Raw genomic sequence first — 26,414 nt, 5'->3', positions numbered from 1 at the left:
GGCCGACGGGTACGGGGCGGGTCCGGTCAGCACGGGTGGTGTTCCCAGCCGCGGTCCGTCCGGGTCAGTTCGTGGAAGCCGGCGTCGAGGAGGCGTTCGATCGCGGCCGTGTCCTCAGCGGGCTCGTAGGCCGGCACCCGGTCCGTTCCGCACAGCCGCAGCCAGTCGGCGGCGTGGCCCAGCAGCCGGCGCTCCCAGCCCCGCCCCCGGTGGGCGGCTTCGACGCGCAGGTCGCCGATGTCGGCCAGGCCGGCCGCGCGCGTGCCGTTCGGGGCGGACAAGGGAGGTGTCGGTCTCGACGAAGCCGACGATGCCCGCGTCCGTGCGGGCGGTGAAACGGGTGCCGCACTCCCCCACCGTGCGCTCCACCGTGACCCCGGGGCACGGCTCTGCCCGGGCAGGTCGGCGGTTCGGGCGAGGAGGACCACCTCGGTGACCCCGGTGTGGCGGAATCCGGAGCGTTCGTAGAGGGCCCGGACGTGCGGCCAGGGCCGGGGCAGGCCGTACACGGCCGGGGCGGGCAGGTCTCCGGAGGCGCGCCGGACCCGGACCCGCCAGCGGGACAGGCAGGCCAGACACGCGCTCATCAGCAGGTCGGCCGCCTGCTCGGTGCCCGGCCGGAAGGAGGCGGGCGGATGCCAGAGGAACCAGTCGATCTCGCCGGAGTCGCGGTGGTGCGGGCCGACCTCCTCGTCGTCGGCGCGGTACCGCTTCAGGTGGGCCGCCGCGACGACGTGCCCGCGCTCCTCGGCGACGAGCGTGATCCGCTCGCTCACCCACGGATCGGTCACGAACTCCACGGGCTCCCGTTCCAGCGAGCTGAGCACGGTGTTCACGGAGACGGAGACGCCGGGCACGACGGCGGCCACGTGGGCGTTCACCAGGTCGGTGAGCTGGTCGCGGTCGTCGCGGCGGAAGGGACGGATCGGGAGGGCCGCCGTGCGGTGCGGTACGCCGCAGATGCTACGCCGGTGCGGGCGGGACGGACCGGCGTTCTCCGGCTCGTGCGCCGCACGGTGCGCCCGGCGGGGGGCCGCCGGACAGGGTTCACCGAAGGCCGAGCGCCGGAATGCCGGGTGCCCGCCCCGTGCGCGGGTCGGGCTCGGTCATGCGGCCGATGCGCCGGATATGACATATAGGGCATGTATGGGAAAATGGTGTATCTGGCATCTGCTGCTGGCGGGTTCATCGGAACCCTCGGCCGGCAGGGCTCAGACCGGCGAGAGGAGCGCATCATGATCGCCAAGCTGCTCGGCAAGCTGTCCTTCACCCGCCACTACGGCGCGTACGGCGCCCACGAGTGGGACGCGTACGCCGGCGACTGACGGGACTCCCGGCGGGCGCCCCGGGCGCCCGTCGGCTCTGAGTCACGCTGGAGACGACATCGGCCTGGACAGGTTCGAAGGTCGGGGACGATCTCATGAGCCGGATGAACGAGCCCCCGCGGTTGCCCGGAGCGGGCTTCGCAGCCTGGAGCCGTGACCGGCTGGCCGTGGCACGCCGTGGCGCCGAGGAGTGCGGAGACGTCTGGCAGCTTGAGCCGGGTGTCTACGTAGCCGCCACGGCCGCACCGTGCGAAGCGGTGCTGCGCAGCGCGGAGGACTTCCCCAAGGCGCCATCGCCCCTCTTCCCGCCGTTGAAGGGGTCGAATCGAGCACCTACGGCTGAGGAGCGTGCGCACGCCCACGCCGCCCGGATGCGCGGACTGCGCGCGCAGGCGGTGGCGGCCCGGGTCGGTGAGATCGCGCCCGGAGCCGCACTCTTCGCCGACCAGTGGCCCACGGGCCGGGACGTCGAGGTCCTGCCCGCGGCCCGGCACGCCCTGGCTGAGATCGGCGTACGCTACCTCTTCTCCGAGGATGCTCCGACCCTGCTGCCCTTCGCCGCACAGCTCTTCCTGGCCCGGGAAGCGCTCGCCCGCCCCTCCCGCTGGGAATGGCCGCGGTGGGTGCCCACACCGGCACGGCGGTTCCGCACACGGCAGCAGGCCGCCTTCACCGAGGCTTTGCGGCCCATCGTCCGCCGGCGCCGTTCATCGGGCCGGCTCGGCGACGACGTGCTCGGGCAGATGCTCCAGCCGTCCGCCCGCTACGGCCCACTACCGGACGAGGCCGTTCTCGACACCCTCCCCGGAATCACGGTCGCCACCTTCGAGGCACCCACCCGGGCGGCCGGATGGATCCTGCTCCGCCTGGCCCGGCACCCGCGGGCGGCGGACCGCGTCGCGGCGGAAGCCGACGCGCTGCCCGCGGACCCGGCCGCGACGACCAGCGCCCACCTCGACGACCTGCGATACACCCAGGCACTGGTACGCGAGGTGCTCCGGCTGCACCCCCCGAGCTGGCTGCTGACCCGGCAGACCGCTCGGCAGACGCAGCTCGCCGACTACACCATCGACGCCGGGTCCACCGTCCTCGTGTGCCCCTACACCGCGCACCGGGACGCACGGGAACACCCCGAGCCGGACGCGTTCCGGCCCGAGCGCTGGCTGGACGAGCCGGGCTCGCCGGCGGACCCCGGGACCTTCCTCTCCTTCGGCACCGGGCCGCACGGCTGCGAGGGAGCCGCCCTGGCGATGGCGATGCTGACGCTCCTGACCGCGCACACGGCCCGCTGCCTCCGCCTGAGCGAGCCGCCCGGACCGGAACCCGGCTACCAGGTCACCACCTTCGAAGGTCTCGCGACCGCCGGCCTGCACCTGCGTGCCACCCCGCGAGACCGGGTACCGTCCCGTTCCCGGTGACCGTCACGGTCGGTTCGTCCGGCTCGTCGTGTGCCGCTGCTCGAACTCGCCCGCGAGCAGGCCCATCATGACGAGGTCGTGGTGCCGGCCGGCGAAGAAGACGTGTTCCCGCAGGCGTCCCTCCTCGGTGAAGCCGAGCCGACGGGTGAGTGCCAGCGACGCCTCGTTGTGGGCGAAGATCGCTCCCAGGCACTTGTGATAGCGACGCTCGGCGAACATGAAGCGCAGCAGCAGCGTCAGGGCTTCCGCGGCGTAGCCCCTGCGCCGGTGCTCGGCGCCGATCATGACATCGAATTCGAACCAGCCCGAGTGACGCCCGGTGCGCTGCGAGGCGACCGTGCCGACCAGCTCCTTCCCCGCCGTCGTCTCGACTGCCAGCCGGAAGCGGTCGCCCTCGTCCTCGGCGACGGCTTGTTCCCTGGCCCAGGCGCGGTAGCTCTCGGCGGACCGGGGTAGCTCCAGCCGGCCCGCGCGCCACCCGTCGTCGGCGAAGCGCGCGAACGCTGTCCAGTCGTCGGGCTCGACGGCACGCAGGCGTACCCGTTCGCCGGTCCAGGACGATGCCATGCCCGATTGGAACACGTCGCGGTGCGCGGCGGGCCGAGGGGCACGCCGGGACAGGCGCGGCCCACCGTCCCCGGTCCCACCACCGGTGGTCTCCGGCCCCGGCCCGCCGTCCGCGGCGCCGCCGACGTACTAGCCGGGCGTACTGACCCGCAGGCCGCTCATCCGGCCCTCCAGGCGGCTGAGCAACTCGGCGAGGAGGGCCGCGAGTTCGCCCTGTCCCGCCGGGGCGAGGACGGACAGTACGGCCGTCTCGTAGGCGAGTTGCTCGGGGAGGATGCCGTCGACCAGGTCACGGCCGGTGTCGGTGAGGCGGACGTGGGCCACGCGGCGGTCGCGGGTGTCGCCGCGCCGTTCGACCAGGCCGCGCTCGGTGAGCTGCTTGATCCGCTTGGTGACGGCGGCTCCGGAGGAGAAGGTCTCCCGGGCCAGCTCACCCGGGGTCAGCTCGTGTCCGGTGCGGCGGAGCGCGCCGAGCAGGTCGAACTCGGCGCGGTTCAGGCCGGCCCGGCGCAGCGGGGCGTCCTCGGCCTGCTGGAGCAGGGCGGCGCAGCGGTTGATCCGGCCGATGATCTCCATGGGACCGGTGTCCAGCTCGGGGTGGACGGCCCGCCACTGGCGGACGACGGCGGAGACGGTGTCGCCGCGCGCGGGGTCGGTGCCGTCCCCGGGCCGGGTACCGGGCGCGTCGCTTCCGGGCGTCGGTCCGCCGTTCGTCGCCGTCATGGCCGTATGTCCTCCGTCGTCCTGCCCGGGTCCTGGACCCGGTCCCGTTCCTGGTCACGGCCCGGGGCCTGGTGGCTGTCCCGGTACTGCGGTACGAGGCCCTGACGCCGTACCGTCGCCGCGAGCGTACGGTGTCCGGCCTGTTCGGTGAGCACGACCCGGTCCTCGGGCAGGGCGCGCTGCCACCACTCGCCGGCGGCTGCGTCGGCCGTGGCGCGCAGATCGACCAGGGCGGCGGCGAGGGCCCGGCGGGCGGACTCCAGCGCGCGGGGCTCGGGGTGCGGCTCGGCGAGCAGGCGGGCGGCGTGCTCGCGGGCCCGCTCCGCCGTGCTCAGCGCGCGCTCCAGGCGGTCGCCCGCACGGCGGTTGGTGACGGCGACGGCGGCGACGAAGCCGACCAGGGCGCCGACGAGGGTGTCCGCGATCCGGTCGGTGATCAGTTCGGCCGCGTCCTGGGAGCGGGCGAACTCGGTGATGAGCAGGGCCATCGGGGTGACGCAGACGCTGCCCAGCCAGTAGTTGCGGCCGATCAGCGCCTCGGCGCCGAAGTTGAGGGCGAGACAGCACAGCACCAGGACGGCGGGGTGCAGATGGGCGAGCGGGGCGAGCGCGGCGAAGAGGAGGACGCCGAGGAGGTTGCCGACGACCCGCTGGACGCCCCGGTTCCAGGTGAGGGTGACGTTGGCCTGGTAGAGCGAGGCCGCGGTGACCAGCGCCCAGTAGGGGCGGCCGACGCCGAGGGCCAGGGCGGCGTATCCGGCCAGGGCGCAGCCGAGCGCGGTGCGCACGGCGAGCGGGGCGAGGGGGGCCAGGCGGTGCCACGGCGAGCGGGGCGGCAGGGCCTGTTCGGCGGCCAGGCCGAGGAGTTCGTCGGCCGACTCGCGCGGTGCCTCGACGCGCGGGACACGGCCGGTGCCGCGCAGGTCGCGGGCCCAGGCGCGCAGCCGGGCGGGGTCGGTGTCGGCGGGCGCGGCCATGGCGACCTCGGCGCGGACGAGGAGCTGTTCGAGAGCGCGCCGGGTGCGGTCGGGGCGGGCGCCGGCGGCGAGCAGCGACTGCCAGGCGGCGTGGATCGCGGCGGCGGTCGCGGCGCGGGCCCGGGCGTGTCCGTCGGCGGTGCCGCGCGTGTCGGCGTACGCGGCGGCGGCGTTCAGGGCCTGGGCGGTGGCGCGGCGCTCGGGGCCGTGCGGGCGGAGCAGCCCGGGTGCCATGCCGACCAGCCAGGCCCAGGCACCGGCGGCCAGGGCCAGCCCGAGGTGGCCCGGGACCTGGCCGGGGGTCTGCGGCGCGAACAGCGAGGCGGAGCTGATGAAGGTGAGGACCACGTTGCCGGGCGGCCCGATCCGGGTGGCGTCGCACACGGTCTTCTGCACCGCCGCGAGGACGGCGCCGACGGTGACGAGGACGACCGCGTTCGTGGTGAGCGCCGCCGCGAGCAGGGAGACGGCGAGGCCGCCGACCATGCCGAGCACGACCCAGGCGAGGGCACGGGCCCGGGCGGCGTACGGCCGGTTGTGGCCATAGAGCGCGCACAGTGAGCCGGCCATCGTGTACATCGCAAGGTCGAGGCGGCCGAGGGCGAGCAGCGTGAGGTTGGGCGGGGCGACCGCGGCCACCACGCTCAGCGCGGGCTTGAACCAGATGTCGGAGGGGCGCCCGAGGCGGAGGGTCGCGGCGAGGGGAAGACGGTGGGGGGTCGCACTGCTCATAGCATTAAGTTAGCATGTGTTTTACCAGTAAAACAATTGCAAGGAGGGCCTGGTCACGGACCGTGCTCCCCCACATGCTCCCCGTGTACATCCTTGCGCTCGCGTGCGCTCCGCCGGCAGTGGGCATCGCACCCTCGACCGACCGTCGAGCGTGGAGGTGCGCGTGCACGGACCGGTGTCGATCGCCTGGCTGCTGGTCGCGCTGTGCGCGCTGACCGGGGCCTACTGCCTGTTGCGGATGCGCAGCGGCGTCGAGGAGCAGCGCCGGGCCGCGGGCGGCGAGGCGCTGATGGGCTTCGGCATGGCCGCGATGGCCGTCCCCGCGGCGGTGTTCACGCCGCCGCGATGGGCCTGGCCGGTGTACGCGGCCGTGTTCGGCGCGGCGGCCCTGCGCGCGCTGTGGGCCGCGCGCGGCGCCCCGCACCATCTGCACCACCTGGTGGGCAGTGCCGCGATGGTCTACATGGCGGTGACGATGGCCGCGTCACCGCCCGCCGCCCACCACGGGCACGGCGGCGCGGGGGTGCCGCTGCTGACCGGCGTCCTGCTGCTGTACTTCACGGGCTACGTGCTGCTCTCGGGCGCCCGACTGGTGCCCGCCCCCGCCCCGGCGGGCGGCACCGGCCCGGCGGACGGAGGCGGCCCAGCCCACTGGGGCGACCGTCCCGAGCTGGCCCGGGCCTGCCGGCTGTCGATGGGGATCGGCATGGTGGCGATGCTGCTGGCGATGTGACGGCCGGACTCCGCAAGACGCCCGCCCTCGCGCCGGCGGTACGGCCGGCGGCGCACAGGTGACGCGGGCGACGGGTTCCACCTCGCACTCATCGGGTGCCGACCATGACGGTCCCCGTGGCCGTGTGGGCGTGGCCGGGGGTGCCCGTCGGGCTGCGCATCGCCCGGGCCGCGGGCGCTGGGCCGATGCCGTTCGCCTGACGGGGCCACCCACCGGCAGCGTGGCCATGGCAGCCCTGTCGCACCGGGGCTGGCCACGGCGTCTCGCTTCCACAAGGATCACGGCATGCACCATCGGCCCTCCGCTCCCCCCTTGCCCCCCGCCCCCGAGCCACCGGCGACGCTCCGCAGAGCCGCCCGCGTGGGCGCCGCTCTCGGCGCCTGCTTCGTGGTGTTGCTGGTCCTCGTGGCCCTGCGCTGGCATCCCCTGATCACCGTGGACGGCGACATCTCCCGGACCACCCACCGCTGGGCGGTCCGCGACCACGAGCTGACGCATGTCTTCCGGGTGCTGACGGACTGGGTGTGGGACCCGACCACCATGCGCCTGGTCTGCGCGGCGGCGGCCGTGTGGCTCGTCTGGCGGCGGGCGGCCTGGTGGACGGCGCTGTGGCTGGGGATCACCTGCGCGGTGGCCACGCTCGTGCAGCAGACCGTGAAGGCCGTCGTCGGCCGGCCGCGCCCGGTCTGGCCGGACCCGGTCGACTCGGCGCACTACGCGGCCTTCCCGTCCGGTCACGCGCTGACCGCCACCGTCGTCTGCGGCCTGCTGCTGTGGCTGCTGCACCGCCACGGCCCACGGCCCGCACTGTGGCGTACGGCGGTGACGGCGGCGCTCGTCTCGGTGGTGGGCGTGGGCGTCACCCGGGTGTGGCTGGGCGTCCACTGGCCCTCGGACGTGCTCGGCGGGTGGCTGGCCGGCGCGGCACTGGTCGCGGCGGCGGTGACGGTTCACGAGTGGCGGGGGGGGGGGGGGGGGGGGGGGGGGGGGGGGGGGGGGGGGGGGGGGCGGGGGGGGGCGGGGGCGCCGCCCCCCCCCCCCCCCGGCCGGTAGGGTCCGGCGCATGACCGCCGTGCTGTTCGACTTCTCCGGGACGCTGTTCCGCGCCGAGTCCGCCGAGTCATGGTGGCGCGCGGTGCTGGACGAGACCGGGCACACCCTGACCGAGCCCGAACTTGTCGGCTGCGCCCGGGCTCCGGAGGCGGCCGGTGCGGAGCCGGTGGAGCCGCCGGCGGACCTCGCGGCGCTGCGGGCGGTGCGGGACGAGAGCGCGGAGCTGCACCGGGCCGCCTGCACCGGCCTGCACCGGCCTGTCCCGACGGGTGCGGCTGCCGGATCCCGGGCTGCACGACGCCCTGTACGAACGGCACATGTCGCCCGCCGCCTGGATGCCGTACCCCGACGCCGACAAGGTGCTGCGCACCCTGCGCGGGCGCGGGGTCGGCGTCGGCGTGGTCAGCAACATCGGCTGGGATCCGCGCCCGGTCTTTCGGGAACACGGGCTCGACGCGTATGTGGACGTGTACGTGCTGTCGTACGCGCACGGGGTGCAGAGGCCGGATCCGCGGCTGTGGGCGATCGCCTGCGAGGCGCTCGGCGCCGATCCGCGGCGGGTGCTGATGGTCGGCGACAACCGGGCGGCGGACGGCGGGGCCACGGCGCTCGGCTGCCGGGTGCACTTCGTGGACCACCTGCCGGTGTCCCAGCGCCCGGACGCGCTGCTGCCGGTGCTGGATCTCGTGGGCTGAGCGCCGGCCGCGGACGGGCATGCCGCACCGTCCGTCTGAGACGATCCCCCGCGTCGCCCCAGACGGACGGCTGTTCCGGGCGGGCCCGGGCATGGCCGTGCCCGCTGCGTTGAGTATAGTTGGCTGGCAGCCAGTCAACGCAGGAGTTACAGAATGTCCCCGCGCAGCGCCTCGGTCAATGAAGAATTGCGGCGGCGTTCCCGCGAGCGGCTGCTGCAGGCCGCCGTGGAGCTGGTCGGCGAGCGCGGGTTCGAGGCCACGACGCTGGGCGACATCGCGGACCGGGCCGGTTCGGCGCGCGGCCTGGTGTCGTACTACTTCCCCGGCAAACGCCAGTTGGTGCAGTCCGCCGTGCACCGGCTGATGCACCGGACGCTGGAGGAGGCGCTGGAGCGGGAGCCGCGCACCGAGGACGGCCGGGAGCGGCTGGCCCGGGCCATCGACGCGATCCTGGGCCTCGCCCGGGACCGGCCCGTGCTGATGCGCCAGCACATGGCGGGTCTGCTCCAGGCCGAGGGCTTCGTGCAGTGCCCGGAGCAGCGCCGGCTGGCGGAGCTGCTCGGCGACACCGTCGCCCGGTACGGCGCGCAGAACGTCCCGGCCGACTACCCGATGCTGCGGGCCCTGTTGATGGGCGCGGTGTACGCGGCGCTGGTGCCGGGCGTTCCGATGCCCGTGCCGGTGCTGCGGGCGGAGCTGTTCCAGCGGTACGGGCTCGACTGGGAGTCGGGTGTGCCTCCGGAGAGCGATGCGGAGCCGGGGGCGGGGCCGGAGGACCTGTCCCGGTTCTTCGCCACGGAGGAGCGGCCGGGCACCCCCTGACGGGGTCCGGCCGCTGGTCAGCGCCGGGCGTGACGGGGGGCCAGAAGACCCGCGTCCCGCGCCTGGGCGATCAGCCGGAGGGCGCGCCGACGACCGCGTCCGGTCGCGTTCATCACGGCGAGCACCGGGTCGGCGCCCTCGTCCTGCGCCGCGCGGTACTCCCGCGCGACCAGCCGGCGGCCCTCGGTCCCACGCGGCCAGGGCGGCCGGGCACGGCGCGCCACGGGGTGGCCGACGTCCGGCTCGGGTTCCTCTGCCGACGAGCTCCCGACGTCCGGGGTCGCGTCGTAAGCGTCCAGGGTCGCGCCGTCACCCGCCCCGGCCGTGTCCGCGCCGCACGCCGGGTCAGCCTCGGCGACGGCGCCGCACACCGGGTCCACCCCGGCATCGACACCGCACACCGAGTCCGCCTCGGCGACGACACCGCAGACCGGGTCCGCCCCGGCGACGACACCGCACGCCTCGGACAGCGGTCCCTCGATCCAGGCGGCGAGCGCCGTCAGGTCGGCGAGGGACAGGGCCGGCTCGGCCTGGACGTCCTCGATGGAGACACGCCCCGCGCTCACCACGGCCAGGGCGTCGACCCGGGCCCCGTCGGGGAAGGCCAGCCGGACCTGGAACCAGGACGTGACGCCGTCGTGCTCCCGCACCTGCCACGCGGGCCACACGGAGACCGCGCCATCCTCCGCGTTCCGATCAGGAAGATCAAGAAAGGATGCTTCTGGCACACACGCAACGTAACGTCGTGACCACACCCATACGTATGGACACGCACCCGGGTCACCCCACCGGCCCCTGCCCCCGGGGTCCCCGCGGTGCCATGCTGGAGGCGTCGCCACACCCTCCTTCGGGCGAGGAGTACCGCAGTGCTGCGTGTCGCCGTCGTCGGTTCCGGGCCGAGTGGGTGTTACACCGCCCAGAGCCTCGTTCAGCGTGATCCGGGGGTCCGGGTGGACGTCCTGGACCGGCTGCCGTGTCCGTACGGCCTGGTCCGCTACGGCGTCGCTCCGGACCACGAGAAGATCAAGTCCCTCCAGGGCAGCCTGCGGACGGTGCTGGAGGACGAGCGGGTGCGGTTCCTCGGCGGGGTCCGGGTGGGCGGCCCCGGCGGGCTGCCGGCACAGCGGCTGAGGGAGCTGTACCACGCGGTGGTGTACTGCGTGGGCGCGGCCACCGACCGCCGGCTGGGGATCCCCGGCGAGGACCTGACGGGTAGCTGGTCGGCGACCGAGTTCGTGTCCTGGTACAGCGCGCATCCGGACGCGGCCGACGCGGGTTTCCTGCGCGGGGTGCGCTCGGCGGTCGTCATCGGGGTGGGCAACGTCGCGGTGGACGTCACCCGGATGCTGGTCCGTGGTGCGGCGGAACTGTGGCCCACGGACATCCCGCAGGCCGCGCTGGACACGCTGGCGGCGAGCGGGCTCACCGAGGTGCAGATGGTGGGCCGGCGCGGCCCCGCGCAGGCCCGTTTCACCACCAAGGAGCTGCGCGAACTGGGCGGGCTGCCGGGCACCGACGTGATCGTGGACAAGGCCGAGCTGGCGCTCGATCCGGCCGATCCCGGAGCGCTGCCGGCGGGGCAGCGCCGCAACGTGGAGGTGCTGCGCGACTGGGCGGCACGGCCTCCCGCGGTGGCCGCCGCGCGGCGGATCCGGCTGCGCTTCTTCCTGCGGCCGGTGGAGCTGCTCGCCGACGGCGGCCGGGTGGGTGCCGTGCGCTTCGAACGGACGGCGCCGGACGGCACGGGCGGCGTGACGGGCACGGGCCGGTACGAGGACGTGCCCGCCCAGTTGGTGCTGCGTTCGGTGGGCTATCGCGGAGTGCCGCTGGAGGGCCTGCCGTTCGACCCGGCGAGCGGCACCGTCCCGCACCAGGAGGGCCGGGTGCTGCGCGACGGCGTGCCCTGCCCCGGCGAGTACGTCGCCGGGTGGATCAAGCGGGGTCCGACCGGGGTCATCGGCACCAACCGGCCCTGCGCCAAGGAGACGGTGACCTCGCTGCTCGCGGACGCGCCCGCTCTCGCCCACGCGGACGTGCCGGAGGACCCGGTCGCGGCCCTGCGGGCGGCGGGCGTCGAGCCCGTGCCGTGGGAGGGCTGGCTGGCGATCGAGCAGGCCGAGGCCGAGCTGGGGGCTCGGCTGGGGCGGGGCGTGGTCAAACTCTCCGACTGGGACGCCCTTCTCGGAGCGGCGCGGGTGCCGTAGCGCGGCTGTCCGGGGGCGGGACACACACCGGCAACAGACCGGAAATCAACAAACTGTTCAAGGCGCCTACGGTCTCGTCCTGTCCGCATGCCACCCCCACCCGCCGCTGAGGGAGCTCCCATGGCCACGACCGCAGACGTGCACCCCGTCGACGAGATACCGCCGGTACGCCGGCTCGCCGCCTTCGGGTTGCAGCACGTGCTCGCGATGTACGCGGGCGCCGTCGCCGTGCCGTTGATCGTGGGCGGCGCGCTGAAGCTGTCGCCCGCCGACCTGGCGTATCTGATCACTGCGGACCTGCTGGTGTGCGGCATCGCCACGCTGATCCAGTGCGTCGGCTTCTGGCGGTTCGGGGTCCGGCTGCCGGTCATGCAGGGGTGCACGTTCGCCGCCGTGTCACCGATGGTGCTCATCGGGACGACGGGTGGCGGGCTGCCCGCGATCTACGGCTCGGTGATCGTCGCCGGGCTGGCCATCATGCTGCTCGCGCCGCTCTTCGGCCGGCTGCTGCGCTTCTTCCCGCCGCTGGTGACCGGCACGGTGATCCTGATCATCGGGGTCTCGCTGCTGCCGGTCGCGGGCAACTGGGCGGCGGGCGGTGCCGGGGCGAAGGACTTCGGGGAGCCGAGGAACCTGGCGCTGGCGGGCTTCGTGCTGGCCGTGGTGCTCGGCGTGCAGCGGTTCGCGCCCGCTTTCCTCTCCCGGATCGCCGTGCTCCTCGGCATCGCGGTCGGTCTGGCGGTCGCCGTGCCGTTCGGGTTCACCGACTTCGGCGGGGTCGGGGACGCCGACTGGGTGGGCGTCAGCACGCCGTTCCACTTCGGGGCGCCGGAGTTCCGCGTGTCCGCGATCGTGTCCATGCTGGTCGTCGCCCTGGTCACCATGACCGAGACGACGGGTGACCTGATCGCCGTCGGCGAGCTGACCGGCCGGAAGGTCGAGCCGCGCCACCTCGCCGACGGGCTGCGCGCGGACGGCCTGTCGACCGTGCTGGGCGGGGTGTTCAACACCTTCCCCTACACGGCGTACGCGCAGAACGTGGGTCTGGTCGGCATGACCCGGGTGCGCAGCCGCTGGGTGGTGGCGGCGGCCGGCGGGATGCTGGTGCTGCTCGGTCTGCTGCCCAAGCTGGGCGCGGTGGTCGCGGCGATCCCGGCACCGGTGCTCGGCGGGGCCGGCCTGGTGATGTTCGGGACGGTCGCGGCGAGCGGGCTGCGGACGCTGGCCCGGGTCGGCTTCAAGGACAACGACAACCTGACCGTGGTGGCGGTCTCGGTGGCGATCGGCATGCTGCCGGTGGGCGTGCCCGGGGTGTACGCGAAGTTCCCGGACTGGTTCCAGACGGTGATGAACAGCGGCATCAGCGCGGGCTGTCTGTCCGCGATCGTGCTGAACCTGCTCTTCAACCACCTTCCGGGAAAGCGCGGTTCAGCCGCCGGCGCCGAGTCGGCCGGACTGCCGGTCGGCGGCGGTGAGGAGGCTGTCGAGCAGCCCCGGGAAGAGGCCGTCTAGATCGTCCCGGCGCAGGCCGTTCATCTTGGCCGTGCCCCGGTAGACCTGCCGGATGACCCCGCTCTCCCGCAGCACCCGGAAGTGGTGCGTGCTGGTGGACTTGGTGACCGGCAGGTCGAACTGCGAGCAGGTCAACTCACCTTCCTTCGCGGCGAGTTCGCGCACGATCTGGAGCCGCATCGGGTCGGAGAGCGCGTGCAGCACGGACTCCAGCCGGATCTGCTCCCGTACCGGATGCGGCAGCGCGCGGCCGGCGGTGGCGGTGTCGGTCACGGCGACCGCCCCTTCCTCACGAGTGGCTCGACTGACTGCATTGTACGAGAACCATCGTAGTTTGACACCTGTCGTAGTACGAGGAGTACCGTACGAGCACCGATCAGCGGTCCGTGACGAATGGAGTCCGTCGTGAGTGCGCTCTTCGAGCCCATCACCCTGCGCGAAGTGACCATCCCGAACCGGGTGTGGATGCCCCCGATGTGCCAGTACTCGGCCGACCCGGAGGGGCCGCTCGCCGGTGTTCCGAACGACTGGCACTTCGCGCACTACGCGGCGCGGGCCGCCGGCGGCACCGGCCTGATCGTGGTGGAGGCCACCGCGGTCTCACCCGAGGGCCGGATCTCCCCGTACGACCTCGGGCTGTGGAACGACACCCAGCTGGAGGCCTTCCGCCGGATCACCCGCTTCCTCACCGCCCAGGGCACCGTGCCGGCGGTCCAGCTCGGCCACAGCGGCCGCAAGGCGTCCACCGACCGGCCGTGGAAGGGCGGCGCGCCCGTCGGGCCGGAGGCGCACGGCTGGCAGCCGCTCGCCCCGAGCGCGCTGCCGTTCGACGAACGCCACCCCGTCCCCACCGAGTTGACCGTGGACCGGATCACCGAGATCGTCGGGCAGTTCGCCGCCGCCGCGCGCCGGGCGCTCGCCGCCGGGTTCCAGGCCGTCGAGATCCACGGTGCCCACGGCTATCTGATCAACGAGTTCCTCTCCCCGCACTCCAACCACCGCACCGACACCTACGGCGGCTCGTACGAGAACCGCACCCGGTTCGCCCTGGAGGTCGTCGACGCCGTACGGGAGGTGTGGCCCGCCGACAAGCCGGTGTTCTTCCGCGTCTCGGCCACCGACTGGCTCCAGGACGGCGGCTGGACCCCCGAGGACACCGTCCGCCTCGCCCGCGACCTGCACACGCACGGTGTCGACCTGCTCGACGTCTCCACCGGCGGGAACGCCTCCGGCGTCACCATCCCGACCGGGCCGGGCTACCAGGTCCCGTTCGCCGCCCGGGTGAAGGACGAGACCCCGATGCCGGTCGCCGCCGTGGGTCTGATCACCGAGCCCGAGCAGGCCGAGAAGATCGTGGCGAACGGCGAGGCGGACGCGGTCCTGCTCGGCCGGGAACTCCTGCGCAACCCGTCCTGGGCGCGCCAGGCGGCCCGCGAACTCAAGGCACAGGTCCGGGTGCCGGACCAGTACCACCGCTCCGTCTGAGCCGGGGCCGCCGGGCCGGTTCCCCGGCCCGGCGGCGCGGGTCAGGTCGGCAGCAGCCGCCCGACGGTCCGCTCCAGCCGGGGAAGTGTGCGCTGGCCCGCCAGGGCGAGGGCGATCGCGGCCACGACACCCGCCCAGGCGACCGGGCCGAGCGGGGTGCAGCCGAAGACGCGGCTGATGCCCGGGGTCTGCACCACGGCCACCAGGGCCAGCGCGGAACCCAGCGAGGTGATCTGCACCAGGCGGCTGTCGCGCCGGTCGAGCAGGGTCTGCACGAGCTGGGTGCCGACCACTCCGCACAGCGCCATGGTGCTGGAGCGCCGGGCGGTGCCGGGCGTGAAGCGGCCGATCAGCCAGGCCGTGAGCGCGCCCAGGCAGGTGGTCAGGGCCCGGTGCCGGATCTGCCGCAGCAGGGGGTCGCCCAGCACTCCGGCGGCCTCCTCCACATGGCCCAGGTCCGCCTCGCCCTCCTTCTCGGTCACCGCCACCGCCATCGACGGGAACAGGTCGGTGAAGAGGTTCACCATGAGCATCTGGCGGGTGGACAGCGGCGCCCGGCCGGACACCAGTGTGCCGAGGATGCCGAACCCGACCTCGCCCGCGTTGCCGCCGATCAGGATGGCGATGGCGTCGGCCACGCTGTGCCACAGCGCGCGTCCCTCGCCCACCGCGTCGATCAGCACCGTCAGGTCGTCGTCGGTCAGCACGATGTCCGCGGCGTTGCGCGCGGCGGCGGACCCGCGCGCGTTGATGCCGACGCCGATGTCGGCCGCGCGGATGGCCGCGGCGTCGTTGGCGCCGTCACCGACCATGCCGACCACCCGGCCCGCGTCCCGCAGCGCCTCCACGACCTGGAGCTTCTGCTCGGGCGCCACCCGGGCCACCACACCCGCGTCGCGCAGCATCCGGGCCCGGGACGCGCGGTCGGCCGCGGCCAGCTCGTCGCCGGTGACCACCACCGTGTCCTCCGGCCAGCCCAGGTCGGCGGCGATGGCCCGCGCGGTCTGCGGATGGTCGCCAGTGAGCATGACCGGTCGCACACCCGCCCCGTTCAGCCCGTTCACCAGCGCCGTGGAGGTCTCGCGCGGTACGTCGGACAGCGCGAGCAGACCGATGAACTCCAGGTCCCGCAGCGGCTGTTCGAGGACGTCCGACTCCTGCTCCCCCGCGCCGAGCCGGCGTTCGGCCACCGCCAGGACCCGCAGACCGGCCCCGGCCAGGGTGTGGGCGGACTCGGAGGCGTGCGCGGGCAGTCCGGTGCAGGCGGGCAGCACGGTCTCCGGGGCGCCCTTGACCACCAGGGCGGCCGGGCCGTTCCCGCTCCGGCCGACGGCGGCGGCGTACCCGCGCGCGGCCTCGAACGGCAGGTCGGCGAGCTGGGTCCAGTCGGGGTCGGGCGGCGCGGCGGCCAGCACGGCCTCGTCGGTGGCGTGCACCGGCCGGTCGGAGCCGCCGTTCAGCCGCGGGCAGGCCCGCGCGGCGGCCCGGATCGTCCCCTCGGAGCCGGCGTCGTCCACCGCGCGGACCGTGCCCCCGGTGTCAGAGGTGCGCACCAGCCGCAGCCGGTTCTCGGTGAGCGTGCCCGTCTTGTCGAAGCAGATGGTGTCCATGCGGCCCAGCGCCTCCAGGGTGCGCGGGGTGCGCACCAGGACGCCGCCCCGGCTCAGCCGCCGGGCGGCCGCGAGCTGCGCGACCGTCGCCACCAGCGGCAGCCCTTCCGGTACGGCCGCCACGGCCACCGCCACCCCGCCGCTGACCGCCTCGCGGATCGGGGTGCCGCGCAGCAGCGCCAGCCCCGTCACCGCGGCGCCGCCCGCCAGAGTCAGCGGCAGCGCCTTGCGGGTGAGTTCCTGGAGCCTGGCCTGGACGCCGGCGGCCGGGGGCGTACGGGCGGCGAGGTGGACGGCACGGGCGGCCTCGGTGCGGTCGCCGGTGTCGACCACGATGGCCCGGGCGTCACCCGCCACCACGGTCGTGCCCTCGAAGAGCATGCACCGCCGGTCGGCCACCGGGGCGTGCGGGGTGGGGTCCGTCTGCTTCTCCACCGGCAGCGACTCGCCGGTCAGGGCCGACTCGTCCACCTCCAGGCCCTCCTGCCACAGCAGCCGGGCGTCGGCGGGGACCACGTCGTCCGTCTTGAGCTGGATCACGTCGCCCGGCCGCAGCTTGCCCGCCTCCACGGTGCGGGTGCCGCCGACCGGGGCCTCGGTCTCCGGCGGTACCAGCCGCGCCCGCTGCTTCTGCTCGGCGACCAGCCCGGACAGCGCCCGCTCGGCCCGCAACCGCTGGATACCGCCGACCAGGGCGTTCAGGTCGAGGGCGCCGACGACGAGCAGCGCGTCCATGACGGAGCCGAGGATCGCCGACGCGGCCGAGCCGACGGCCAGGACCGGGGTGAGCGGGTCCTGGAGTTCGCCGCGGACGGCGCGGCCGAGCCGGTAGGACCAGCGGGCGGGCGCGGCGACCGGATGCCGGCCGACGCCCACGGCCGCCTTGCGCATCTTGGCCGTCAGCGTGTCGAACGGGCCGGTGTCGGCCGCCGGTTCGTGGGCCAGCCGGTCACGGGCCTGCTCCGGGTCCAGTTCGTGCCAGTGCACCCGGGGGCGCGGGTGCGGGGTGCGGGCCGCCGCCACGCCGAGTGCGGACCGCATCCCGGACAGCAGGGCCATGGCTGCGCCGGCGTCGACGGGTGCGTGCCGGAGCCCCGGCAGTACGGACCGGCGGCCGCGTCCGCCGCCGGACTCGCCGACGGCGACGAGCAGCCCGGACAGCGCGGCACCGGAGCGGGCCAGGGTCTGGGCCCGGTGACCGACCCGGCGGGCGGCCGGGACCGCGGTCAGCACCCGCCACACGTCGGGCAGGCCGTGCAGGGCGAGGATGTCCGCGCCCCAGACCACCGCTCCGTCCCGGTCGGTGAGGGCGAGCGCGACATCGGCGGCCCGCAGGGCGTCCAGCACGTCGTGCTCGTCGGCCGTGCGGACCCGGGCGACCACCAGGACGGCGCCCTCGTCGCCACGCGCCTCGTACACGACGTCGTCCAGCGGCCTGCGGGCGTCGACGACCTGGTCGGCGAGGCCGGTGAAGTCCTCCAGGGCCGGGTCGTCCACGAGGACGACCCGGAGCCCGGCCCGGCGGGCCGCGTCCAGCACCGGTTCGGCCCACGGGTCGGCCTCGCCGTCCTCGGTGCGCAGCGCGCTCGGGTGCAGGACGACCGTGCCCGCCATCTCCAGCTGGCGCAGCCGTTCCGGATCCCGGACCAGCACGCCGGTGCGGGCCAGGGCGGCGCTGAGCACGGCGTGGAACGCGGCGGGACCGTAGCGGGCGGCCTTCGGGGAACCGGCCAGCACCGCTTCGGCCGCCTCGGCGCCGTCGTGCTTGACCAGGAGGGTGGCCGCCGCGCCCAGGAGGCTGCCGGCGGAGGCGTGGGCCGCGTACTCCTGGGCCGGGGAGACGCGCAACGGCGGGCGCGGCGGGCCCTGCGCGGCGAGGCTGACGCGGTCGGGGGTGCACAACCGGTCGTGCACGGCGTCGAAGGCGGCCGAGCGGGCCACCGTCTCGGCCACCTGGCAGGCCCGCAGGACGCCGTCGAGCACCAGGGATGTGGGGGTCTGGCCGGCACCGTGCACGGCGGCGTTCGCGCAGGCCAGCAGGAGGTCCATCCCGGAGTCGCCGAGCCGGGCGCGCAGCCATGCGCGGAACCGTGGGTTCTCCCGCAGGAGGGTCACGACCGCCGTCACCATCCGGGGCGAGGGCGGGAGCCGCAGCGCGTACACGGTCAGCGCCACCGCGATGCCGGCGCCGTCGGCGGAGAGCGTGGCCACCGCGGCGCGTACCCCGGCCGGGTCGGCCGGATGTGTGGTCTCCTCCACGTCCGCGCCCGCCAGGACGAGCCCGTGCCGCTCGGCGAGGCCGGCCGCGTGGTCCAGGACCCGGTCGGCGGCCTCCTCCCCGGTCGCGGTCACCACCAGGCGGGCGAGCCCCTGGTCCCAGTAGGCGACGAGGACGTCGGGATGGTCCGCCAGCGCCTCGGCCAGCCGGCGCGCCAGGTGTTCGGTGCCGCCTGCGCGCCGCGCCTGGTCCTGTTCCAGGGGCCGTACGGCCAGGTGGGTGCGGGCGCCGGACCGCCAGTGGTCACCGGCGCCGGGCAGCGCGTTGCGCGCCACCCGCGCGACGCGCGTGGCGGCGTCCAGGCCCTGCACGCCGGCGCGCGCGGTTCCCGCAGCGGCACCGGCGGCCAGTCCGACCACCGGTGCCGCCGCCCGCGCGAGCAGGCGTGGCGCCGCCGGCAGCCGGCGGGCGGCGGACGACGGCGCTGTCAGCAGACCGGGCACATGACCTCCTCAGAGCGTGGTGCGATCGGGTCGCGCGGTGGGTCCGAGTGGACCGGAGGATGTCTTGCCCACCGACGCCCGGGCACCGTGGGAGGCCTCGGACGGGCCGGCCGCCGCCGTGTGACCGGGCTCCTTGGCCGGCCCCGGTGCCGTACCGGCCGGCGCCTGGGTGCCCGCGGGGGTCACGGTCCCGGTCGCCGGTGCGGGCCCGGGGTCCCCGCTGCCGGACCTGAGCGCCGCGGTGCCCAGGTCATGGGCCGGTTCGGAAGGCGGGGCCGGCTCCGCGGCGCCCGCCGGCTGTGCGGGCCGGGGCTGGGTGAGCCAGGCCACCGCCGCACCGGTGAGAGCCACGGGCCACTCCACCACGCCCGCGGCGCCGAGCACCCCTGCTCCCGCGTAGACCGCCATGCGCCGTCCACGGGGTGAGACCGCGCCGACCTTGTCCAGTGTTTCCTCGGCGGCCCTCGTCACCGTTCCGGCGCCGGGCACCCTGCGCAGTACCGAGGCCGCGCCGCGCAGGGGCGCCGTGAGGGCCGACGACTTCTGCTCAGCCATGACTCTCCTCGGGTGAGATCGTCCTGCGTGCCCCACCGAGTGCCCACGACCGTGCTGGTCATCCCCTCCTTGCGCGGGGAAACCACCATTTCCTAGGAAATGCCACGAATCCCCTCGGCGCCACCCGCCCCACCCGTCAGGAGGCGTGCCGGAACAGCCTCGCCGGCACGGCCGCCGCGAGCACGCCGTACCCCTCGGGGTTGAGGTGCAGCCAGTCCCCCGCGTGCAGTGCGGGCCGGAGCCGGTCCGGGGCTTCGGGGTCCCGTACCGCCCGGTCGAAGTCGAGCACCGCGTCGAAGTGGCCGGGCGTGCGGATCCAGGCGTTGACGCGCTGCCGGGCGGCCTCCCGCTCCCCCGCCGGATCGTCGTACAGGGTGCTGCCGCCGAACGGGGTGAGGGTCGCGCCGTAGACCCGGATGCCCTGGGCGTGGGCGCGGACGACGATCTGCCGGTACCCGGCGATCAGGTCCTCGGTGACCGCGCGCTGCGCCTCGGGGGTGGCGTCGGCGGTGCCGAGGTCGTTGACGCCCTCGAAGAGGATCAGCCAGGCCACTCCGCTGCGGGAGAGGACGTCCCGGTCCAGGCGGGCGAGCACGTTGGGGCCGAGCCCGTCGTCGAGGACGCGGTTGCCGCCGGCCGCCTGGTTGAGGACGGCGATGTCCGAGGTGGCCGGGTCTTCGTGCAGACGGTCGTAGAACTGGTCGGGCCAGCGGTCGTTGCCGTTGGTGGTGGAGCCGCGTCCGTCGGTGAGGGAGTCGCCGACCAGGGCCACCGCCTCGGTACGGCGTGCGGCCAGCACCTCGACGTCGCTGAGCAGGTACCAGTGGTCGACGGCGGTCGCGCCCGGGAGGTCCTGGTCACGCGTGTGGTCGCCGTGCGCGAGGTACGAGGTGGTGCGCGAGCCGGGATGGGAGGTGAGCGCGAGCGACGCCTGGCCGCGCGCGGTGTACGCCGTCACCGTCAGCTCGGACCCGGCGCGCAGTTCGAAGTCGAGGGGGTCGGAGACCATCTGCGCGCCCACCGGGACGGTCGTGGAGTCCCGGCCGGCGAAGGTGACCCGGCGCAGGGTCCCGGGTTCGACCGCGCTGACCCCGGCCCTGCCGTCGCGGGGCAGGGCCACGGTGACGGCGGTCAGCGGCAGCGGGGTGTCGCCGTACGCGTTGGAGAACCGCAGCCGGATGCGGGGGCCGCCGGCGGTGACGCGCACCGTCTGCCGCAGGGTGGTGTCGACGAGCACCGCCTTCTCACCGGTGTACGGCGCGGGCGGCAGGTTGGCGGGCTCGGTCAGCTGGGGCATGCCGGTCCAGGTGTTCACCCAGTGCCGGCCGGGGCCGGCCGCGGCGGTGGCCGGAGCCGCCCTCCCGGCCGGCGCCGTGAGCGCTGAGGCCGTCACGGCGAGGGCGAGGACGAGGACGCAGGTGCTGAGGACGGTGGCGAGCGGCGTTCTGCTGGGCGACTTCACGGAAACCCTTCGAGGGTGCGGGCGACGACGGGTGCGGGATGTGGCGGGGACAGGGGGCTGCCCGAGGCTCCGGTGCGGTGGGGCGCGCGCCGACGGTTCATGCCGCTGCGGCGCGCACCCCCGGGTCATCGACCGACCGTGCACGCACGGCCGTTGAGGCTGTACGCGGCCGGTGCCGCGCTGTTGCCGGTGTGTGTGGCCTGGTAGCCGATGGTCACGCTCGCGCCGGGGGCGAGGGTGGCGTTGTACGGGGCGTTGGTGGCCGTCACGGCGCCGGAGTCCGGGCTGAACGTGGCGTTCCAGCCGTTGGTGAGGGTCTGGCCGGCCGGGAGGGTGAAGCCGAGCCTCCAGCCGTTCAGCGCGTTCGTACCGGTGTTGGTGACGGTCACGGAGGCGGTCAGACCGTTGCTCCAGGCGCTGACGTCGGCCGTGACCGCGCAGGCGCCGGCGGGCGGTTGCGGGGTGGTTCCGCCGCCGTCGAGACCGAAGAAGGTGAGTGCCCGGGAGGCCATGCCCGGGCCGTAGAGGTTGTGTCCGACGCCCTGGAGGCTGATCGCCTCGACGGGAGCCCGGTCACCGGTGCCGCCGTAGCGGGTGCGGGTCCAGCCGGAGACGGGGGTGTCGGTCGCGGCCGGGGTCTGGCTCACGCCGAGCACGTTCGTCCACTGCTTGATCTCCTCCCCGAGGTCGGGGTAGCGCAGGGTGTCGTCCGCGGTGCCGTGCCACAGCTGTATCCGCGGGCGCGGACCGGTGTAGCCCGGGTAGGCGGCGCGCACCAGGTCGCCCCACTCCTGCGGGGTGTGGCTGACGGTGCCGCCGGAGCAGGCGCTGTTCCACTCGGAGCCGTCGGTGGTGGCGAAGCAGCCGAAGGGGACCCCGGAGAAGGCGGCGCCCGCGGCGAACACGTCGGGGTAGTCGCCGAGCAGGACGTTGGTCATCATCGCGCCGGAGGAGACGCCGGTGACGAAGACCCTGCCGGTGTCGGCGGCGTAGGTGCGGGTCGCCCAGTCGACCATGGACCGGATGCCGACGGGGTCGCTGCCGCCGCCGCGGCGGAGCGCCTGCGGGGAGGAGACGTCGAAGCACTTGCTGCTCCGGGTCACCGACGGGTACACGACGACGAACCCGTACCGGTCGGCCAGCGAGGCCCATTCGGTGCCGGAGTACATCGCGGAGGCGGAGCCGCCGCACCAGTGCACGGCCACCACGACCGCCGGGTGCGCGGTGACGCCGCCCGGCACGTAGACGTACATCTGGAGGTTGCTGGGGTTGGCGCCGAAGCCGGTGACCTCCGTGAGCGTGGCAGCGGGGACGGCCCGCTCCCGGGCCGTGGCCGGGGGCGCGGCCAGGGCCAGCGCCGCGAGGAGCGGCAGGAGGGCGCCCAGGAGGGTGACAAGTGCCCTGCGAGGGCCGGTCTTTGAGCGGTGCGGTGTGGGGGGCACGTCCCTTGTCCCTTCGGTTCGCGGCTCGTGCGAGGGCGCGCTGCGGTGCGCGTCGTGGGAGGAACACCCGGCATGGTGGCATGGACACGCAATTCATGGAAGCGCTCCCACGAGACTTCGTGGCGAGCGGAAGCGCGCTGCGAGACCTGTTGACTAGAAAGCGCTTGCACTCTACGGTCCGTTCATCAGCGTGACCGACGCACGCCTCAGCTGACCCTGTCGGCCACGCAACCCCGGCGCTCGTTCCTCATGGCGTACATGATTCACGTACATAACCGAGCCATGCGGGGCACGCCGGCTACCCGAACCCCACACTGACCTCGATCTGACCTCACTCGGAAGAAGGCATTCGGGACATGACCTCATCAGGACGCGCGCGCGGTCTGCTGGGCGGCCTGGCCACCCTCGGCCTGACGCTTGGCATGATCATGACTTCCGGAGCGCCGGCGGGCGCGGCCACCTGGCCCAGCGCCAACGGCAGCCAGGCGGTCTCCGCCACCATCTCCCTGTCCGGCACCAAGGACTACGGGATGAAGCGGCTGTACGGCACCGGCGACCTCGGCAGCGACAGCCAGGACGAGGACCAGGGGCCCCTGCTGGAACTCGCCCCCGGCACCGTCCTCAAGAACGTCATCATCGGCTCCCCCGCCGCGGACGGCATCCACTGCCTCGGCAGCTGCACGCTCCAGAACGTCTGGTGGGAGGACGTCGGCGAGGACGCGGCCACCTTCCTCGGCTCCTCGTCGTCCAACGTCTACACCGTCAGCGGCGGCGGGGCGAAGGAGGCCGGCGACAAGGTGTTCCAGTTCAACGGCGCCGGCACCCTGAACGTCTCCGGCTTCGCGGTGAAGAACTTCGGCACGTTCGCCCGCTCCTGCGGCAACTGCAAGACGCAGTACAAGCGGACGATCAACCTCAGCGGCATCGAGGCGACCTACAAGGGCAGCAAGCTCGTCGGCATCAACACCAACTACGGCGACAGCGCCACCCTGCGGAACATCACCATCGTCGGGGACACCAGCAAGAAGATCATTCCGTGCCAGAAGTACATCGGCAACAACACCGGCAAGGAGCCGACCACGAACGGCTCGGGCCCGGACGGCACGTACTGCAAGTACTCCAGCTCGGACATCACCTACAAGTGATCGCCGGCTGAGTGCCCGGGGGTGGCACCGCCGCCCCCGGGCACTCGCACGGCCGGGACACCGCGGCGAGCGGGACACCCGCGCCGGCCGGCGCCCACGGGGCCGTCCCGCGCGGGACCGCTGTCCACGCGCGCGGGGAGGAGCCGGCGGCGACCGGGGGGGGGGGGGGGGGGGGGGGGGGGGGGGGGGGGGGGGGCGGGGCGCCCCCCCCCCCCCCGGGGGGGGCCGGGGGGGGGGGGGGGGCCCCCCCCGCCCCCCCCCCCCCCCCCCCCCCCCCCCCCCCCCCCCCCCCCCCCCCCCCCCCCCCCCCCCCCCCCCCCCCCCCCCCCCCCCGCGGGGCCCGGCGGCGCGCTGTCCACGCGCGCGGGAAGGAGCCGTGGGAGGGGCCGGGTTCCACCGGGCCATCACCCGGCCGCTGTCCACGCGCGCGGGAAGCAGCCTTGGAGGGCGCCGCTCTGTCGGACCGTCACCGGCCGCTGTCCACCCGCGGGAAGGAGCCCCGCCTGAGCCGTCGCGGCGGGCTGATCCACCTCCGGTGCCCCTGGCGGGCCGTGCGGTCAGCGTTCGGCTTCCGGTTCCGGCGCGCCCAGGGTCGTGGCCAGTTCCCGCCGGTAGTCGGCGTAGGCCGTCCGCAGGTCCTCCCCCGGCCAGTCGGGGGGCAGCAACGCGGACGGCAGAACCGGGTCGGTGAGCAGGTGACGGACGGCCGCCGCGTAGGCGGTGAGCCGGACGGCCGGACGGCCGGCCCCGGTCGCGTGGACGAGCAGGGAGCGCGCGGTGGCCGCCCAGTCGGCCAGCGGCCAGAGCCGGGCGGCGAGGGTGCGCGGGGGCTCGTCGGGGCGCGCGGTGCACGTCAGCGCCACCTGACGCAGATCTTCCGGCAGCGGGCGGTCGAGGTTGGCCGGGCGCAGCCAGACGCCCTCGCGGAGTTCGGCCAGGCGCAGGGCGGTCAGCCGGGCGCGCAGGTCGGCGCGTTCGGCGGGGCCGCGACCCGTCGCCGTGATCACCACCATCTCCCAGTCGCCGTCCCACGCGCGCGTGCGGGGACGCACGGCGTCGTCCTGGCGGCGCTGCCGGGCCAGCAGCCGGTCACTGAGCCGGTAGACGGCGTCGCCGCGCCGGAGGTCCCCGGCGGCCACCATCCGGCTCAGCGCTGCCCGCAGCGTGGAGCCGCCGACCCCGAACGGCTCCACCAGCCGGACCAGGTCCTTCACCGGAAGCTGGGGCGGATGCACGCCGAGGAGCAGGCTCAGCACGACCGACCGGGCGGACAGCGGTCGCAGGCCGGCCGCATCCGCGTCCGGTTCCGCGGAGACGTTCATGCGCATGGCCCCGTACTGTACGTCGTTCCCTTGTTGCATCATTGCCACAGCCGCAGGAAGAGTGCAACATGCTGTCATGGTCTCGATTTCCGGGCAGTCGAAGCTGCCGTCGCCGTCCCAGCCGTCGTACGCCACGCACGACGTGACCAACCAGCCCCCGCCGCTCGCCCCCTACGACGCCTCCGACGACCCGGCCCTCCTGGAGGGGTTGCGCCGGGAGGGCGCGGGATGGGCCGAGGAGGGCGTCCGGCGGCTGGGGGCGCGCGCCGGCAGCGCGGAGGCGCAGGAGTGGGGCGAGCTGGCGAACCGGTACGAGCCGGTGCTGCGCACCCACGACCGCTACGGTCACCGTGTCGACGAGGTGGACTTCCACCCCAGCTGGCACCACTTGATGCGGACGGCGGTCGCCGAGGGCCTGGCCGGTGCCCCGTGGGCCGACGACCGGCCGGGCGCGCACGTCGCCCGGACCGCGGGGGGCCTGGTGTGGGGGCACACGGAGGCGGGACACGGCTGCCCCACGTCGATGACGTACGCCGCCGTGCCCGCCCTGCGCGCACAGCCGGATCTCGCCAAGGTGTACGAGCCGCTGCTCACCAGCCGGGAGTACGACCCCCGGCTGCGCGTTCCCACCGAGAAACCCGGGCTGCTCGCCGGGATGGGCATGACCGAGAAGCAGGGCGGCTCCGACGTCCGGACGAACACCACCACGGCCACGCCCACCGGGGAGGCGGGCGTCTACACGCTGCGCGGGCACAAGTGGTTCACGTCGGCGCCGATGTGCGACGTCTTCCTGGTGCTCGCGCAGGCCCCGGGCGGGCTGTCGTGCTTCCTGGTGCCGCGCGTCCTGCCGGACGGCAGCCGCAACACCTTCCGCATCCAGCGCCTGAAGGACAAGCTCGGCAACCGGTCCAACGCCTCATCGGAGCCGGAGTTCGACCACACCGTGGCCTGGCTGGTGGGGCCGGAGGGACGGGGTGTGAAGACCATCATCGAGATGGTCAACTGCACCCGCCTGGACTGTGTGATGTCCTCGGCGACCCTGATGCGCAAGACGCTGGTCGAGGCGGGACACCACGCCCGGTACCGCAGCGCGTTCGGCGCCCGGCTGATCGACCAGCCGCTGATGCGCAACGTCCTGGCCGATCTCGCGCTGGAGTCGGAGGCGGCGACGACGCTCACCCTGCGGCTGGCCGGCGCGGCCGACCGCGCGGTGCGCGGGGACGCCGGGGAGCGGGCCTTCCGGCGCATCGCCACCGCCGTCGGCAAGTACTGGGTCACCAAGCGCGGCCCGGCCTTCACCGCGGAGGCCCTGGAATGCCTGGGCGGGAACGGGTACGTGGAGGACTCCGGCATGCCCCGGCACTACCGGGAGGCTCCGCTGCTGTCGATCTGGGAGGGCTCCGGCAACGTCAACGCGCTCGACGTGCTGCGCGCCCTCGGCCGCGAACCGGACACCGCCGAGGCGCTGTTCGCCGAACTCGCCCTCGCGCGCGGGGCGGACACCCGGCTCGACACGGCCGTGGCCGCGCTCAGGCACGACGTGGCCGGAACCGATCAGGTGGGCGCTCGCCGGCTGGTCGAGCGGATGGCGCTCGCACTCCAGGCCTCCCTGCTCGTCCGGTACGCTCCGCACCCGGTCGCGGACGCCTTCTACGCGAGCCGGCTGGGCGGCGACTGGGGCCACTCGTTCGGCACCCTGCCCCCGGGGACCGACCTCGACGCCGTCCTGGAGCGCGCCCTGCCCGACCGGAACTGATCCCTTCACGCGCGCGTGCCGGGCCGGTCGCGTCGGGTGGCCGGTCACCGCCGACGGATCGCACACAGTCAGCGCCCGGTTCCGGACCGTTGTCAGTGCCGTGGTGCACACTCCCGATCAGGTGCCACTCGTCCGGGGGGACAGGGAGGACAGGG

The 26,414-nt window shown here is 74.7% G+C and carries 20 protein-coding genes and 1 pseudogene; 10 read left to right on the top strand and 11 right to left on the bottom strand.

Features of this window, described 5'->3' with window-relative positions:
• Positions 1-26: 26 nt before the first annotated feature.
• Positions 27-881 (bottom strand): N-acetyltransferase, encoded by an 855-nt coding sequence (locus ACH4LD_RS19765; RefSeq protein WP_398056283.1) that lies wholly within the window; start codon positions 879-881, stop codon positions 27-29.
• Positions 882-1,429: 548 nt separating this feature from the next.
• On the opposite strand from ACH4LD_RS19765, the gene ACH4LD_RS19760 reads away from it, so the two are divergent.
• Entirely contained in the window at positions 1,430-2,743 is a 1,314-nt protein-coding gene (locus ACH4LD_RS19760) for a cytochrome P450 (RefSeq protein WP_398056284.1), read from the top strand.
• Positions 2,744-2,746: 3 nt separating this feature from the next.
• Here the strand turns inward: ACH4LD_RS19760 and ACH4LD_RS19755 are convergent, their stop codons facing one another.
• From ACH4LD_RS19755 to ACH4LD_RS19745, 3 genes are all read right to left on the bottom strand, one after another.
• Entirely contained in the window at positions 2,747-3,310 is a 564-nt protein-coding gene (locus tag ACH4LD_RS19755; RefSeq protein ID WP_398056285.1) for a GNAT family N-acetyltransferase, read from the bottom strand.
• A 129-nt stretch (positions 3,311-3,439) separates the two neighbouring features.
• Positions 3,440-4,033 (bottom strand): MarR family winged helix-turn-helix transcriptional regulator, encoded by a 594-nt coding sequence (locus ACH4LD_RS19750; protein ID WP_398056286.1) that lies wholly within the window; start codon positions 4,031-4,033, stop codon positions 3,440-3,442.
• The gene (locus ACH4LD_RS19745; protein ID WP_398056287.1) at positions 4,030-5,742 is read right to left on the bottom strand and encodes an FUSC family protein; all 1,713 of its coding nucleotides are present in this window, start codon (positions 5,740-5,742) and stop codon (positions 4,030-4,032) included. The genes ACH4LD_RS19750 and ACH4LD_RS19745 overlap by 4 nt, the downstream gene beginning before the upstream one ends.
• Positions 5,743-5,905: 163 nt before the next feature.
• Between ACH4LD_RS19745 and ACH4LD_RS19740 the strand changes: the two genes are divergently transcribed.
• The 4 genes and pseudogenes from ACH4LD_RS19740 to ACH4LD_RS19725 all read left to right on the top strand — a co-directional run bounded on the left by ACH4LD_RS19740 (position 5,906) and on the right by ACH4LD_RS19725 (position 9,045).
• Positions 5,906-6,475: a DUF5134 domain-containing protein gene (locus ACH4LD_RS19740; RefSeq protein ID WP_398056288.1), complete on the top strand. Its 570-nt coding sequence runs from the start codon at positions 5,906-5,908 to the stop codon at positions 6,473-6,475.
• Positions 6,476-6,760: 285 nt separating this feature from the next.
• Positions 6,761-7,528: a phosphatase PAP2 family protein gene (locus ACH4LD_RS19735; protein WP_398106178.1), complete on the top strand. Its 768-nt coding sequence runs from the start codon at positions 6,761-6,763 to the stop codon at positions 7,526-7,528.
• A gap of 10 nt (positions 7,529-7,538) precedes the next feature.
• Positions 7,539-8,223, top strand: a pseudogene (locus ACH4LD_RS19730) (HAD family hydrolase).
• A 153-nt stretch (positions 8,224-8,376) separates the two neighbouring features.
• A complete protein-coding gene (locus ACH4LD_RS19725; protein ID WP_398056290.1) occupies positions 8,377-9,045 on the top strand; it encodes a TetR/AcrR family transcriptional regulator in 669 nt (222 codons plus the stop codon).
• A 17-nt stretch (positions 9,046-9,062) separates the two neighbouring features.
• On the opposite strand, the gene ACH4LD_RS19720 is transcribed toward ACH4LD_RS19725, so the two are convergent.
• Positions 9,063-9,713 (bottom strand): DUF6214 family protein, encoded by a 651-nt coding sequence (locus ACH4LD_RS19720; RefSeq protein WP_398056430.1) that lies wholly within the window; start codon positions 9,711-9,713, stop codon positions 9,063-9,065.
• A gap of 198 nt (positions 9,714-9,911) precedes the next feature.
• Here ACH4LD_RS19720 and ACH4LD_RS19715 point away from each other — a divergent pair, with 198 nt between their 5' ends.
• Positions 9,912-11,249 (top strand): FAD-dependent oxidoreductase, encoded by a 1,338-nt coding sequence (locus ACH4LD_RS19715; RefSeq protein WP_398056291.1) that lies wholly within the window; start codon positions 9,912-9,914, stop codon positions 11,247-11,249.
• Between the two features lie 120 nt (positions 11,250-11,369).
• Positions 11,370-12,761, top strand: a complete 1,392-nt coding sequence (locus ACH4LD_RS19710; RefSeq protein ID WP_398056292.1) for a nucleobase:cation symporter-2 family protein — start codon at positions 11,370-11,372, stop codon at positions 12,759-12,761.
• On the opposite strand, the gene ACH4LD_RS19705 is transcribed toward ACH4LD_RS19710, so the two are convergent.
• Entirely contained in the window at positions 12,678-13,034 is a 357-nt protein-coding gene (locus tag ACH4LD_RS19705) for an ArsR/SmtB family transcription factor (RefSeq protein WP_398056293.1), read from the bottom strand. The genes ACH4LD_RS19710 and ACH4LD_RS19705 overlap by 84 nt on opposite strands.
• Positions 13,035-13,166: 132 nt before the next feature.
• Here ACH4LD_RS19705 and ACH4LD_RS19700 point away from each other — a divergent pair, with 132 nt between their 5' ends.
• Positions 13,167-14,246, top strand: a complete 1,080-nt coding sequence (locus ACH4LD_RS19700; RefSeq protein ID WP_398056294.1) for an NADH:flavin oxidoreductase/NADH oxidase — start codon at positions 13,167-13,169, stop codon at positions 14,244-14,246.
• Between the two features lie 41 nt (positions 14,247-14,287).
• On the opposite strand, the gene ACH4LD_RS19695 is transcribed toward ACH4LD_RS19700, so the two are convergent.
• From ACH4LD_RS19695 to ACH4LD_RS19680, 4 genes are all read right to left on the bottom strand, one after another.
• Positions 14,288-18,577 carry an HAD-IC family P-type ATPase gene (locus tag ACH4LD_RS19695; RefSeq protein ID WP_398056295.1) on the bottom strand — a complete coding sequence of 1,430 codons (4,290 nt, stop codon included), beginning with the start codon at positions 18,575-18,577 and terminating at the stop codon, positions 14,288-14,290.
• Positions 18,578-18,586: 9 nt separating this feature from the next.
• Positions 18,587-19,132, bottom strand: coding sequence for a hypothetical protein (locus ACH4LD_RS19690; protein ID WP_398056296.1), 546 nt, complete (start codon positions 19,130-19,132; stop codon positions 18,587-18,589).
• A 136-nt stretch (positions 19,133-19,268) separates the two neighbouring features.
• A complete protein-coding gene (locus ACH4LD_RS19685; protein WP_398056297.1) occupies positions 19,269-20,594 on the bottom strand; it encodes an SGNH/GDSL hydrolase family protein in 1,326 nt (441 codons plus the stop codon).
• 125 nt (positions 20,595-20,719) lie between these two features.
• Positions 20,720-22,036, bottom strand: a complete 1,317-nt coding sequence (locus tag ACH4LD_RS19680; RefSeq protein WP_398056298.1) for a PHB depolymerase family esterase — start codon at positions 22,034-22,036, stop codon at positions 20,720-20,722.
• Between the two features lie 356 nt (positions 22,037-22,392).
• On the opposite strand from ACH4LD_RS19680, the gene ACH4LD_RS19675 reads away from it, so the two are divergent.
• The gene (locus tag ACH4LD_RS19675) at positions 22,393-23,181 is read left to right on the top strand and encodes a pectate lyase (protein WP_398056299.1); all 789 of its coding nucleotides are present in this window, start codon (positions 22,393-22,395) and stop codon (positions 23,179-23,181) included.
• A 557-nt stretch (positions 23,182-23,738) separates the two neighbouring features.
• Here ACH4LD_RS19675 and ACH4LD_RS19670 read toward each other — a convergent pair.
• A complete protein-coding gene (locus tag ACH4LD_RS19670) occupies positions 23,739-24,509 on the bottom strand; it encodes a PaaX family transcriptional regulator C-terminal domain-containing protein (protein ID WP_398056300.1) in 771 nt (256 codons plus the stop codon).
• A 70-nt stretch (positions 24,510-24,579) separates the two neighbouring features.
• Between ACH4LD_RS19670 and ACH4LD_RS19665 the strand changes: the two genes are divergently transcribed.
• Positions 24,580-26,259, top strand: coding sequence for an acyl-CoA dehydrogenase family protein (locus ACH4LD_RS19665; protein WP_398056301.1), 1,680 nt, complete (start codon positions 24,580-24,582; stop codon positions 26,257-26,259).
• The last annotated feature ends 155 nt before the right edge of the window (positions 26,260-26,414 follow it).

It is taken from the genome of Streptomyces sp. NPDC017676 (assembly GCF_044329325.1).
Classification (GTDB): Bacteria; Actinomycetota; Actinomycetes; order Streptomycetales; family Streptomycetaceae; genus Streptomyces.
The sequence above is the reverse complement of the archived record's forward strand: the minus strand, read 5'-3'. Positions and strand labels throughout refer to the sequence as shown.

Coding starts and splice junctions, on each gene's coding strand:
- ACH4LD_RS19760 (WP_398056284.1), top strand. CDS start 1,430: ATGAACGAGCCCCCGCGGTTGCCCGGAGCGGGCTTCGCAGCCTGGAGC.
- ACH4LD_RS19755 (WP_398056285.1), bottom strand. CDS start 3,310: ATGGCATCGTCCTGGACCGGCGAACGGGTACGCCTGCGTGCCGTCGAG.
- ACH4LD_RS19750 (WP_398056286.1), bottom strand. CDS start 4,033: ATGACGGCGACGAACGGCGGACCGACGCCCGGAAGCGACGCGCCCGGT.
- ACH4LD_RS19745 (WP_398056287.1), bottom strand. CDS start 5,742: ATGAGCAGTGCGACCCCCCACCGTCTTCCCCTCGCCGCGACCCTCCGC.
- ACH4LD_RS19735 (WP_398106178.1), top strand. CDS start 6,761: ATGCACCATCGGCCCTCCGCTCCCCCCTTGCCCCCCGCCCCCGAGCCA.
- ACH4LD_RS19725 (WP_398056290.1), top strand. CDS start 8,377: ATGTCCCCGCGCAGCGCCTCGGTCAATGAAGAATTGCGGCGGCGTTCC.
- ACH4LD_RS19710 (WP_398056292.1), top strand. CDS start 11,370: ATGGCCACGACCGCAGACGTGCACCCCGTCGACGAGATACCGCCGGTA.
- ACH4LD_RS19690 (WP_398056296.1), bottom strand. CDS start 19,132: ATGGCTGAGCAGAAGTCGTCGGCCCTCACGGCGCCCCTGCGCGGCGCG.
- ACH4LD_RS19675 (WP_398056299.1), top strand. CDS start 22,393: ATGACCTCATCAGGACGCGCGCGCGGTCTGCTGGGCGGCCTGGCCACC.
- ACH4LD_RS19670 (WP_398056300.1), bottom strand. CDS start 24,509: ATGCGCATGAACGTCTCCGCGGAACCGGACGCGGATGCGGCCGGCCTG.
- ACH4LD_RS19665 (WP_398056301.1), top strand. CDS start 24,580: ATGGTCTCGATTTCCGGGCAGTCGAAGCTGCCGTCGCCGTCCCAGCCG.